At 38.6% G+C, this 12083-nt stretch carries 11 protein-coding genes and 2 pseudogenes; 1 reads left to right on the top strand and 12 read right to left on the bottom strand.

Translation table 11 applies throughout. The annotated features are described in order from the left end of the window. Window positions 1-141 precede the first annotated feature (141 nt). From BLV53_RS10875 to BLV53_RS10925, 11 genes and pseudogenes are all read right to left on the bottom strand, one after another. Window positions 142-342: pseudogene (locus tag BLV53_RS10875) on the bottom strand (recombinase family protein); the annotation flags it as partial. Further along, entirely contained in the window at window positions 329-1360 is a 1032-nt protein-coding gene (locus BLV53_RS10880; protein ID WP_207646235.1) for a virulence RhuM family protein, read from the bottom strand. The gene BLV53_RS10880 and the pseudogene BLV53_RS10875, both read right to left, overlap by 14 nt. A 57-nt stretch (window positions 1361-1417) precedes the next feature. After that, window positions 1418-1780 carry a helix-turn-helix domain-containing protein gene (locus BLV53_RS10885; protein WP_090300748.1) on the bottom strand — a complete coding sequence of 121 codons (363 nt, stop codon included), beginning with the start codon at window positions 1778-1780 and terminating at the stop codon, window positions 1418-1420. An 85-nt stretch (window positions 1781-1865) separates the two neighbouring features. Further along, the gene (locus tag BLV53_RS10890) at window positions 1866-2060 is read right to left on the bottom strand and encodes a hypothetical protein (protein WP_090300750.1); all 195 of its coding nucleotides are present in this window, start codon (window positions 2058-2060) and stop codon (window positions 1866-1868) included. Window positions 2061-2192: 132 nt separating this feature from the next. Next, window positions 2193-3911 (bottom strand): DUF262 domain-containing protein, encoded by a 1719-nt coding sequence (locus BLV53_RS10895; RefSeq protein WP_090300752.1) that lies wholly within the window; start codon window positions 3909-3911, stop codon window positions 2193-2195. Window positions 3912-4082: 171 nt separating this feature from the next. Then, window positions 4083-4670 carry a hypothetical protein gene (locus BLV53_RS10900; RefSeq protein ID WP_090300754.1) on the bottom strand — a complete coding sequence of 196 codons (588 nt, stop codon included), beginning with the start codon at window positions 4668-4670 and terminating at the stop codon, window positions 4083-4085. A gap of 68 nt (window positions 4671-4738) precedes the next feature. Further along, a pseudogene (locus BLV53_RS17850) lies at window positions 4739-4930 on the bottom strand (ORF6N domain-containing protein); the annotation flags it as partial. Between the two features lie 170 nt (window positions 4931-5100). Continuing rightward, entirely contained in the window at window positions 5101-5427 is a 327-nt protein-coding gene (locus tag BLV53_RS17055) for a hypothetical protein (protein ID WP_090300756.1), read from the bottom strand. Between the two features lie 92 nt (window positions 5428-5519). Continuing rightward, complete coding sequence (locus BLV53_RS10915) at window positions 5520-6578, bottom strand: ATP-binding protein (RefSeq protein ID WP_090300758.1); 1059 nt, start codon at window positions 6576-6578, stop codon at window positions 5520-5522. A 66-nt stretch (window positions 6579-6644) separates the two neighbouring features. After that, a complete protein-coding gene (gene rlmD / locus BLV53_RS10920; protein ID WP_090300760.1) occupies window positions 6645-8042 on the bottom strand; it encodes a 23S rRNA (uracil(1939)-C(5))-methyltransferase RlmD in 1398 nt (465 codons plus the stop codon). Then, window positions 8042-8992 (bottom strand): 3'-5' exoribonuclease YhaM family protein, encoded by a 951-nt coding sequence (locus tag BLV53_RS10925; protein ID WP_090300761.1) that lies wholly within the window; start codon window positions 8990-8992, stop codon window positions 8042-8044. The genes rlmD and BLV53_RS10925 overlap by 1 nt, the downstream gene beginning before the upstream one ends. Window positions 8993-9201: 209 nt before the next feature. Between BLV53_RS10925 and BLV53_RS10930 the strand changes: the two genes are divergently transcribed. Further along, window positions 9202-11241, top strand: coding sequence for a beta-galactosidase (locus BLV53_RS10930; protein ID WP_090300763.1), 2040 nt, complete (start codon window positions 9202-9204; stop codon window positions 11239-11241). Window positions 11242-11291: 50 nt separating this feature from the next. On the opposite strand, the gene BLV53_RS10935 is transcribed toward BLV53_RS10930, so the two are convergent. Then, entirely contained in the window at window positions 11292-12083 is a 792-nt protein-coding gene (locus BLV53_RS10935; protein ID WP_170830832.1) for a DUF4097 family beta strand repeat-containing protein, read from the bottom strand.

Here is a 12083-nt window from a genome sequence, read left to right on the forward strand (position 1 = left end):
TAATCTCGCTCATTTATTAACCTTCTCGAATCGCACGCGAATAAGAAAACATAAGACAAGTCACGCGTTATTTTCAAATATCGGATTGACATTTTTCCTTTATCACCATAAACCGGAAGTGCGAATCTTGAGTCATATCTTCATATTGTTGAAAGCTACACGCCCTTCTATTGATTTACCGGACTTGCCGGCATCTTCATATTCTCGGGCGATTTCATAATCATTAAATTCGCAGAAAGCTTTCATTCTTGATTTCTGTGCATCCAAAGAATAGTCATCTATCTGCATAGATGTGGAAACACGGGTATATAAATAGACCTTAATCTTTTTATTCTTTTCCATTTGATTCACCTATCATTTTTTTAACTGCTTTGTCAAAATCTGACTCAATAGGTTGGGTCTTATTAAACGTATCATATTCTTTATAAGCTTTATCTATCGCCTGCTTGTGGGTTATTCTTCCATTGTCCTTCAATATTTTGTACTGTCTAAACTCAAGAAACGCATTAACGCTTTTTTCAAATTCTTCCATGGTAAATACATTCTCTCGTTCAATAAGATCCTCAATATAATCAAAGTAACCTGTAACTGCACGCTCTAATTGTCGAATCTGTTTCTCTTCCAAATAGTTTTTTGCGACAGATACATCAGATTTTAAAATTCGTCCATCCGGTGCATTTTTCCATGTAGTGAGTCCCATATGTTCTTTATTATGGTCTGCTGATTTGTACACAATCTCAGCCGCTGTATTATTAGTAATTGCGTAATGAAACTTGTTTTGTATAGTGGCATAGAAATGATATGCCACTTCTGAATCTTTAGTATAGTCAATGCTGCATTCCGCAAAGATGTCAGTAATCTGTTGCCATATACGCCTTTCGCTAGCACGGATAGAACGAACTCGTTCCAACAATTCGTGAAAATAATCTTTTCCAAAAGCAGTTTTTCCTTGTTTCAATCTATCATCATCAAGAACAAATCCTTTGGTCATATATTCCTTTAAGACTTTTGTAGCCCAGATACGAAAATGGGTTGCTTTAATTGAATTCACTCTGTATCCAACGGAGATAATAGCGTCCAAATTATAATACATGCTATCATTTTCTTGAGTTTTACCTTCTATAGCACCATGAGGATTGGTTGTTGCAAATTTTGCAACAACCACTTCCTTTTTCAATTCACCACTCTTAAATATTTTATTTAAATGTCTGCTTATACCTGATTTATCAATCCCAAAAAGTTTTGCCATGGATTTTTGTGTAATCCAAAGGCTCTCATCTACAATATAAGCATCTACAGAAACATCCCCTTCAGCAGAATGATAAAGAACCATTTCCATCTGTTTATCAAAACTATCCATAAAACTATTCCTCCGTTTTTTACAATTTTTAAGTCTAAATATATTGGCCCTTTGAGACTACATATCTTCAAGACTTTCTATCTTCTTCAGTGCTTCCATATAAGCCATAAGACGCTTCTGCTGTTCTTCCTTGAGATTATGATAATCTTCAATCATATGAACATCCCCGGGAGTAAATTTGTTTTCAGGACTTGCTACAGCAATTTCCTCTTCATCCTCAATTCCTTTACCAGTAAGAAGTTGCTCAGGAGTAATTTGCAAAACATTACAGATGTCCATTATCTTTTCTACAGTAGGATTAGTCTTTCTCTTTTTCCATTCGCTTATGGTACTGGTTGAAATACCTACCTGCTTTGCAAACTCCGCCTGAGTCATATTGCGTTCTTTCAAAACCTTTATAATTCTTTCACTGATAATCATGAGTGATACCTCGCTTGCTGTTCACTTATATAACATTCATATAGATGAATTCATTTTATCACACCTCATGCTATCCATCAATGTTCTACTTCGTTTCCCTATTACGGAACTTCATATACGCCTTATAAGATTCATATATATATCTTCTTTGAAGATAGACATCAGGATCCGGTAATAAATCAAAATCAATTTCATAAGCGTATTTTGCTATTATATTTTCGATAAAGTTTGCATGAGAACTCCTTTCATCTTTGTCTTTTACTATCACTTTATTCTTCACAGCTATCCCCTTCCTTAAATGACATTTTAGGTCTTTCACAAATTGCAAGCAGTGCAAAGGGCCTGACCCTCAAGTCAGACCCTCAAAATGCTTGGCAAACCCTCAAAAAGTTTGATTATCCTGATGTTTATGTCAAACCAAAATGGTTTTTAGCTGCATACTCATCAATTCCTGTCTCTTCTGCATAAACTCTTCAAAGTTGAACAGATCATACGATATTCCATCAGGCAGATATTTCACATTATCCTTGTTTTCTGGTTCTTTAAGCCATTCCACCAGTGGCGTAGCATTCTTTGACTCATTTTCCCTTCCTTCAAGCAACTGAAGATTAGCAAGTGTATTCCTCCGCCTTCTCCAATCTTCCTTTGTATCATCATCTATCACACTTCCATTTGGAAGAACTAGATTTTTAATCTTTTCCTCTTCAAATCCTGTATACGGATGCATATGATCTTGATGGAAGCCCTTCTGACTATACTTAAGATTCGGATACAGAAGGGACAGAAGCATGAATGTATAAGCACCTATTTCGTAGCTATCAAACATTGCATCCACTTCCTCCGGCGTGTACTTCAATGTTCTATCTCCAGTAAATCTCACACCCTTAAGATTGTTCATAGAGAACGTATCTGCCGGAGCTTTCTTTAATGCCTCTCTTATGCCTGTAAGCGCAGAATTAGATGCCGTACCAAATATCTGCTTAACCTGAGCAATAACAATGTATTTCCTTAATTCTGCTTTGCTTTCGGCATCATAGTTGCCACCCTTATAGCGATAGTAAACCATAGGTGAAACCGCAACATATGAAATGATATTCTCAGAATTGAATCCAAATTCATTCAAAAGGTTAACAGTATCCTTTATAGCCTTTTTTATACTATCCCAGTTATCTCTAATTTGTAGTACGCTTTCTTTCTTAAATGTCTCCACCTTTAATGTAACTGACATATCAAGTAAATAAAGACAAGTTCTCATAATGAAATCATTTGTAAACTTATAGCCCTCACCCGTCTTATTTATTTCAGCAAGTAACTTATCTATCTCGTCCCTCGCTTTATCCCAGTGAGATACAATCGTTGAAAACAAAAGATCACTCTTAGATAAAACAGTTCCGCCAGAGTTAACTCTTACAAATATGTCCAGGACGCTGTCGATAGAATCTTTTTCCACTTCAAAATAATTGATTATCTGGTCACCCACCAGCCTTGTATGGAGCAATGAGATATTCTTACTAGCAATTTTATCTGTCGCCCACCCATTAGGAAGAATTATCTCCGTAACCAAATCCTCCGCTGAATACTTCAAAATATCCTTAACTAAGAACCAAAGTTTCCCATCTTTATGATTTTCAGCATCCTCTTTGGTCAAAAACTTAAACTCATATGAAATATCGTCGTCATCAGTTCTTTCGCTATGCAAATCAAAATATAATTCCTTTTTAGGAAAAGCATCGTCATTCTTCCATCTCTTGTTAGGGAGCTTTCTGCTCATACTTCCCTGTAAAGCGATATACAAGGACGTCAAACGCTGTTGCCCATCCAGGACGGCCCATATCGTTTCATCTGGACTTCCTATTGGAAATGGTTGAGGGGCTGAAGGATTCTTGTACATATCCCGGTCATGATAATCTTTTATGAACTCATACATAGAGTATTCTTTTTGATTGATTACCGTCTTCTTAACCTTCCAAAACAGAAAAGTCCCTATAGGATACCCAAGCATAATAGAGTCCATAAGTCGGACAATCTGATCATCTCCCCAGACATATTTTCTCTGTATCGCAGGTAGATATATTTTTCTTGAGTTGATATCCTCTATTACATCTCTGATACTTTTCTTTTCATAAGCCATGATAGTTCTCCTCCCTGTGTATCTTCAATTATATTTCCTTTGCCCCTTAATGGGATTATACCCCAACATACCAAAAGGCCTCCACCGGCGTGTAAAATATGCCCGTAGAAGCCTCTTAATATCCTTTACGCCTTATTTATGTGTTTAACTTTATAACTAACTCGGAATCTCTTATTCCTGCCCCTTCTCCGCATCCTTAATCTTGTAGTAATCCTCTACATCCAAGCCAAGATCCACATGAGATTTCGACCTTGTAACTGTTTTACCCATGAGAACCACAGTTTCAGCTTGACTTCCATTGTCCAAGAAAATCTTCATCTCTTTTTTGATGATAAGAAGCTTGAATTCTATCGACTTTAGCCATTGTCCATTAAGCTGCTTTTCAGGATAGATTTCTACTTTCGAAACAAGTTGCTCGATGATTGTCCTGCGTTCTTCTTCATTCAGCTTATCTATAAGTTTATCAAAATAGATAAGTGATTTGTATACATTATCCGCAGATGTTTTTCTCTCTGCAATTGAATGGCGCTTCTTTCTAGCTTCATTCAGTGCAGCTTCTAACTCATCAAGAGAATCATAAATATCGTATAAACGTTTTTGCAAATCCTCTTTTTTACGAGAATAATGCTTATCTGATACATCTAATGAATTCATATCCGACAATATATCACTTTTGATATTATCGAAATGCTGTTGCCTACCCTCAAGTGCTGTAATCTCTTCATCAATAGCTGAAACATCTACTTTAGATTTAATCAATCCCCTCATTTGTGCCGCATATTCCGGTCTACTTACAAGGCTTGAAATAACCTCTAATACTGCGCTATCAAGCTTTTTCCTCTTCCTTTTTCATCATCGTTCAAGGTGAAATTTTTGCACCTTGAAAGTTCTTCCACTTCCTCATCAGTAAGTTCAAACATAAAATCTTCGCCCAAAAATTTTTTAATATTGTTCTTCACTTGTCTATTGAGTTTTTTTGTTTCATAGCCATATATTTAAGCCAAATCAAAATCAAGCATTACTTTTTGATTTCTTATAATATAGGTTCTCTCCCTGATTACTTCTTCAGAAATAACAAGGATATCCTTATCGATTTCTTCAACTGTATCCACTTCATTCTTTTTAGTTTTTGCCATATTTCTTTCCAACATTTGAGGTCGAAAATTTCTACCTCAAGTTCCTTTCATTTCTAAATATCCTCTAATTGCTTTAGAGTCTTCAGATAAGCCATTAGCCTTTTTGCTTGTTCTTTCTTAAGGCTATGAATCTCTAATAACAACTCCTCATCCTTCTGTTTTGCTACATAATCGATTGGTGAATCCACAAAATCTTCATCAATATCCTTTCCAGTAAGAAGCTGTTCAGGTGATACATCCAATACTCTACATATATCCATAATTTTATCAGCGGATGGTGTATGGCTCTTACGCTTCCCACTATCTGGGCGTGTTCGGGACTTGAACCCGTTAGAGCGCGCCCATGGCGCGCAAACTAAAATAAGCGTAAGAGATTCCATTTAACAATCTCTTACGCTTTAATTTTACCTTAAAACAGAACTGCTTCTTGGACAAAATTGCCACTGTATTGGCAATATCATCTGAGCTGTCCTTATATCATTCCCAATAATATTTGGTTATCTACAAACTCTTTAAATCTAGGGAGATTTACCCTTATTTCTCCTCTATTTTGTGTATTGATAATTCCTTTTTCGCTTAGACGAACTCTTGGGAGTGACCACTCATTATGCTTGGCCTTAGTAATCTCTAACAGCTCTGAGGCAGACATTTTATCTTTTTGTACTATAAACTGTAGAAACCATTTATCCTTTGGTGCCAACTCGCTCCAAATCTTTTTGTAAACTTTATCTGATAAAGCATCATCAAACTTTGCTAGGACTTCCTCTGTTAATTCCTTGCTTTCATTGTCCCACATATATTTTCCTAAGGCCTGGTAGGCAAAAGCATATCCCTTTGTCAGCACTGCCATTTCAGTAGCTACTTCCTCTGTAACACCAATGGTCTTTATATAATCGGAACGAATAATTGTCAAATTTAATGGCTGCATTTCATACTTTGTTGCACGCAAGAAAAATGTGAGGCCATCTGTATTTTCAAGAGCTTCTATATCTTCATATAATCCAGCCACAACAACATATAACGGTAAATCTTCTCTAATCAGAATCTGAAACTCCTGAATAAAATCAATTAGCTCCTCTGTTTTTCTAGCTTCGTCAATAGTGACTAAAACACGCTTTTTCTGCTTTTTTACTTCCTTAAGCATAGTCTTAAGGGCATAATCAATACTCGCAACTGGACTCTTTTTTTCTATATTTAATCCAATTCCAAAAGCAGATAAATTTAAATTAGCATCCACGAAACTCGATATAAAAGGAACCTGACTATATAATTCCGCGACTAAATCCTTAATAATATTCGAATTTGATTTTAGACCTATTACAATCCAGTCATTGTTTTCTCTAATTTTTCTTTCAATAGAGGTTAATGTAACTGTCTTGCCTGTTCCTCTAATTCCAGTAAGCTTAAATGCCTGTTCCTCAACTATTTCACTTTCTAAGGACTCCACTATACTATCTATAAGATAGTCTCTACTAATGTATTGATTTGGAACACGGCCAAAATTTATTACATAAGGATTTTTCTCTGCCATACTACCACCTTCGAACTAATTATATAATTCTTTAAATCTATATAATACTATATAATTTAATATAATCTATATAATACTATATAATTTCTTGGCCAAAATTGCCACTGTTTCCGTATGCATCGTATGACCAAATTGATCGCAGACCGTATACTTCTGCAAATGATAGCCTCGCTCCTCTAAATACTTGAGGTCTCGTGCTAATGTAGCGCTATCGCAGCTGACATATACTATGCGGTCCGGTTGCATTTTAACCATGGTGTCGAGGGCAACAGTATCGCAGCCTTTGCGAGGTGGGTCTACCATGATAACGTTTGGATGGGACATTTTTTCGTAGATTTCTGGAAGCACAACTTCCGCCTCACCGCAGTAAAATTCTGCGTTGGTCAGGCCATTAAGCTTTGCATTGGCCTTGGCGTTTTCAATGGCCTGAGGCACCACCTCAATACCGATTACCCGACCTGCGTGCTTTGCCATGGAAAGGGAGATTGTGCCGATGCCGCAATAAAGATCCCACACTTCTTCCTTACCAGTCAAACCTGCGTATTCCAATGCTCGACTATATAATCTCTCCATCTGGTCGTGGTTGACCTGATAGAAAGAATTAGCACTGATATCAAAGGCAATAGTATCGCCATTAGTAAGAGTGATAGTGTCTCGGATAGCTTCCTTACCATAGAGCACCTTTGTCTCGTATCCCATGATTACATTATCACGGCGAGTGTTAATATTTAAAACTATAGAGGCAACCTCTGGCTCTACACTTCGTATATGCGATATAAGAGAATCCACCTGTGGTAGCCTGTCGCCATTTACCACTACACAAACCATTGTCTCACCTGTGGCCTTGCCTTCGCGCACCAGCACATGACGAATCAGACCTTTTCCTGTAGCCTCTTCATATGCAGCTACACCACATTCATTCATGTAATCTATTACCGTATATACGATATCCATGCTCTTTTTAGAGCAGATTTTGCAATCATCTGTTGGAACTATTCTATGGCTTCTGGCACCATAAAATCCGGCAATTATATTTCCATCCTTATCCACACCGATAGGCACCTGTGCCTTGTTGCGGTAGCGAAGTGGCTCTGCCATACCAAGAATCGGCTCTCTTATAGACTCTACAAAAGCTCTGTCATAGCCGCCGATTTTAACCAGATTGTTGGCTACGATGTTGTCCTTAATCTCAAGCTGTTTCTCATAGGAAACCTGCATAATCTGGCAACCACCACACTGTTTTGCATTAGGGCAGGCAGGCTGTACGCGAAACTGGCTCGGCACAACTACTTCTTTTAATGCGGCAAAACAATAGGTCTTTTTGACCTTTGTGATGATGACATCACATACATCTCCCACCACTGCATCCTTGACAAAAATGGTCACACCATCAGTGTGACCAATTCCTGCGCCCTCAAGGGACATATCTTCAATTGTAAGTCTTACAATATCATTTTTATTCATTAATTTCTTCCTGTTCTACGGATATTTGAATCAAGCAGACGGTTGAATCCCTGCCAGGTTAAATTGTTATCTTCAACATTTTCAAGTGCTTCGTAGATAGTCTCAAGCTTTGCATCCAGATTGTCAGCAAAGGAAAGTGCAATAGCCTCTGCGATGGCTGGCTTCTTTGGTGAACCATATTCAAGCTCGCCGTGATGTGAAAGGATACAGTGAATGAGCTCCTTACGCTTTACCTCTGGGAAGCCTGCGATATCGTCGATTGCTCTGTCAAGCATATTTGCCCCCACATAGATGTGACCAAGCAACTGTCCTTCATCGGTGTAATCGTTACGTGGAAACTCTGAAAGCTCACGAACCTTTCCGATGTCGTGGAAAATAGCTGCTGTGATGAGCAAATCTCTATCTAAAAATGGATACTGTCCACTGAAGTAATCACAGTTGGTAGCTACTGAAAGTGTGTGTTCCAAGAGACCACCTGTGAATCCATGATGAACAGATTTGGCTGCTGAGTGTGACTTGAACTGCTCGATGAAATCCTTGTCCTCAACAAAATATTTATTTAATAATGCTTTGAAATATGGAGTCTTAACAGAGTTGATGAGCTTCATCAAATCAGACCACATAACTCCTATATCTTTTTTGCTGGATGGGATGTAATCCGTAATTTCGAATTCTCCTGGATTAGCCTTGCGCAGGCGTTTGATATTAAACTGTAAAGCACCATTCCAGCTGGTGATATCACCTGTGACTGTGATGAAATCAAGCTCATCATAATCACTGATTCCCTCTGAATCAACGTCCCAGATTTTGGCGTCAATGGTGCCACTTTTGTCGCATAATGTCAGAGATTCAAAGGCCTTTCCTGTCTTTGAAATGCCCTGTGTCTTTTTCTTGCAGAGGTATGTCTCTGTCCCTCTGTCTCCCTCTTTGAGGGTGTTAATATACTTCATGTACTCTCCATTCTAAGCTCCTTCGGGAGCGGTGCAGCATAACTGCAAAAATCTTACTTCATTATAAGGGATGGACGGGAGATAATCAATGTGAAGTGAATGAGCGAAAATTTAAATTTTTTCTTTAATTTTTAGTCGTTTTCGCAATTTTTTTGTGATAGCATCAAAATAAAATAAACCCTGTAGGGATGCTACAAAAGGAGACAACAATGAGCAAAAAATTATTTCCACAAATCGATGGCCTGCTGCACGGAGGAGACTACAATCCAGAGCAGTGGCTTGATATGCCTGAGATATTAGAAAAAGACATAAAATTAATGAAGGAAGCTGGAATAAATACAGTCACTATGGGAGTATTTTCCTGGGCTACACACGAGCCTACCGAAGGAAATATCAGCTTTGACTGGCTTTCACCTATCATGGATAAACTCTATGATAATGGCATATATACCATTTTAGCTACACCTACAGGTGCACGCCCTGCATGGCTCGATGAAAAATATCCATCTGCTATGCGCTGCGACGAAAGAGGTGTTCGCAATCACCACGGTGTCCGACACAATCACTGTATGCAGTCACCTGAATATCGCGAAAAGGTACGTATCATGGATACAGCCTTGGCTAAGAAATTTGCAAATCATCCAGGGCTTTTGATGTGGCATATCTCAAATGAATTCGGTGGATACTGCTACTGCGATACCTGCAGAAAGAAATTCCAGGAATGGCTTGCTAACCGCTACGACCATGACATCAATAAGCTAAACAAGGCTTGGTGGACTACATTTTGGTCCCATACCTTCAATAGCTTTGACCAGATTGATCCACCTTACGCCAACGGTGAAAATTGCGTCCTTGGCCTGAATCTGGATTGGAAGAGATTTTCCACCTGGTCAGCTACCGATTTCATGAGATTTGAAATCGATACCTTAAGAAAGGCTGGTGCCACCGAACCAACCACTACCAACTACATGGAGATGTTTTACGACTATGACTACCACTACATGAGCCAGTTCATTGATGTCATCAGCTGGGATAACTACCCTGAAATGCACAACAGCTGGCAGTCAGATGCTGAACATCTTTTGGAGAGAAGCTTTAACCACGCCCTGTTTCGCAGCTTAAAGCCAGATCAGCCATTTATGATGATGGAGTCAGCCCCTGGTGTTGTAAACTGGCGTCCATACAATAAATATCGTCGTCCTGGCATGCACAAGCTCATTTCAATGCAGGCTGTGGCTGCAGGCTCCGACACCGTACAGTATTTCCAAATCAGAAAGAGTCGCGGCTCCTCAGAGCAGTGGCATGGTGCGGTCATTGACCATATCGGCACAAATGACACCCGCATTTTCAAAGAGGTTGCTTCACTTGGAGCCGATTTAAAAAATATTGGCGAAGTAGCAGGCTCAATCTCTAAAAATCAGGTAGCCATTCTTTTCGATTGGGACAATCGCTGGGCCATCGATGATGCCTGGGCACTTTCAAATGAAACTAAAAACTTCGACAAGACCTGCATTGAAATCTACAACGAATTCATGCGCTTTGGAATAGAACCTGATATCATTTCATCAGACAGTGATTGGAGCAACTACAAAATCATCTGCGCTCCAATGCTCTATGTGCTTCACGATGGCATTGGTGAAAAGATTTCTGATTATGTGGAGGCTGGTGGTCAGTTTGCCAGCACCTACTTCACAGGATATGTTAATAAAGATTTGCTTGCAAATTTGGGTGGTTTTCCTGGACAAGGACTAGATAAAGTATTTGGACTTAAGTCTGAGGAGATTGACACACTATACCCTGATGACAGAGTCACCATCAATATTTACGACAAAGTAAAAGGTACCTACCACTCTGTTCCAGTTCATGACTATCAGGAAATGCTTCGAGATGTTACTGCAGATATTATCGCCAGATATGAAAATGATTATCTGGCAGGCAAGCCTGCTATTACTGCAAACGCATACGGTGAAGGCCATGCCTATTACGTAGCTTGCAGGACTGCCCAGCCTGACATAGAGTATCTCTATAGAGAAATGCTTGATAAAGCAGGTATCGTATATACGAAGTTGCCAATTGGAATAGAAAAACATATTCGCTACGCTGACGATGCGCAGTATGATTTCTACCTAAATACCAATACCGACACTACTTTCCTTACCGGCATTCATGGTAGAGACCTTCTAACTGGTGAAGATATAGATGGCACACTAGAACTAAAAAAATATCAGGTTACTATTATAAAACACTAAATATTTTAGAAATAACTAGAGCTCGGCAAAATTTTGCCGAGCTCTTTTTCTTAATTTCTGCCCTTTACATTAACACTACCAAATGAACAATCTGCATCAATATTACTTCTTTCTGTGTTAGGTGCGATAATGTCCACATCACCGAAATCACATTCACAGTCAATCTTATCATAGTCTCCTGTGATGTCGATGTCACCTGCATTAACACTTACATCTGCTGTCTTTACTGTAGATTCCATAAGATTGATATCACCTGCATTGGCAGAAATTGTAACCTTATCTGCCTTAATATTATTGATATCAATATCGCCTGCATTGGCTTCTAACTCAACCTTATCAGCAGCAACATCCTTAATATCAATATCACCTGCATTGGCTTCAATTGTAAACTCCTTCACCTGCACATCCTTGATATCGATATCGCCAGCTGAAACCTCAATCTTCAGTGAATCTAAGTTTGTGTTCTCAGGAATTTCAATATCAAGCTTGAATCCATCAACGCTGGCTGCAGTCTTAACACTATCCTTCTGGACAATTGTAAGTTTGCCATTCTTAAGTTCTACTGTAGGTGCATATTTCTCAGGATACTTTGCATCCACTGTAAACTTGCTGCCATACTTGATATTTACATCTGTCTCACTCATATCGATGGTGATATCTGTCACCTTTTCATTTGTGAAATCGTAATTCTGAGTCTCAACATTTCCACTGCGCCAGCCATCGCTAAACCAGTGGAAACCACCGAAATTTACAATATGTCCCCAAACTGCTGCGATAACCACAATTAATGTTACTAACCAGATTATAACCAAGTATTTCTTAGTCCATTTCTTATTATCCAT

Source organism: Pseudobutyrivibrio sp. ACV-2 (assembly GCF_900107545.1).
GTDB lineage: Bacteria > Bacillota > Clostridia > Lachnospirales > Lachnospiraceae > Pseudobutyrivibrio.

Bases quoted from the DNA above. Each gene is read 5' to 3' on its own strand.
- BLV53_RS10915 (WP_090300758.1), bottom strand. From the start codon at position 6,578: ATGGCAGAGAAAAATCCTTATGTAATAAATTTTGGCCGTGTTCCAAAT.
- BLV53_RS10930 (WP_090300763.1), top strand. From the start codon at position 9,202: ATGAGCAAAAAATTATTTCCACAAATCGATGGCCTGCTGCACGGAGGA.
- BLV53_RS10880 (WP_207646235.1), bottom strand. From the start codon at position 1,360: ATGGATAGTTTTGATAAACAGATGGAAATGGTTCTTTATCATTCTGCT.
- BLV53_RS10895 (WP_090300752.1), bottom strand. From the start codon at position 3,911: ATGGCTTATGAAAAGAAAAGTATCAGAGATGTAATAGAGGATATCAAC.
- BLV53_RS10885 (WP_090300748.1), bottom strand. From the start codon at position 1,780: ATGATTATCAGTGAAAGAATTATAAAGGTTTTGAAAGAACGCAATATG.
- BLV53_RS10925 (WP_090300761.1), bottom strand. From the start codon at position 8,992: ATGAAGTATATTAACACCCTCAAAGAGGGAGACAGAGGGACAGAGACA.
- BLV53_RS17055 (WP_090300756.1), bottom strand. From the start codon at position 5,427: ATGGAATCTCTTACGCTTATTTTAGTTTGCGCGCCATGGGCGCGCTCT.
- rlmD (WP_090300760.1), bottom strand. From the start codon at position 8,042: ATGAATAAAAATGATATTGTAAGACTTACAATTGAAGATATGTCCCTT.
- BLV53_RS10935 (WP_170830832.1), bottom strand. From the start codon at position 12,083: ATGGATAATAAGAAATGGACTAAGAAATACTTGGTTATAATCTGGTTA.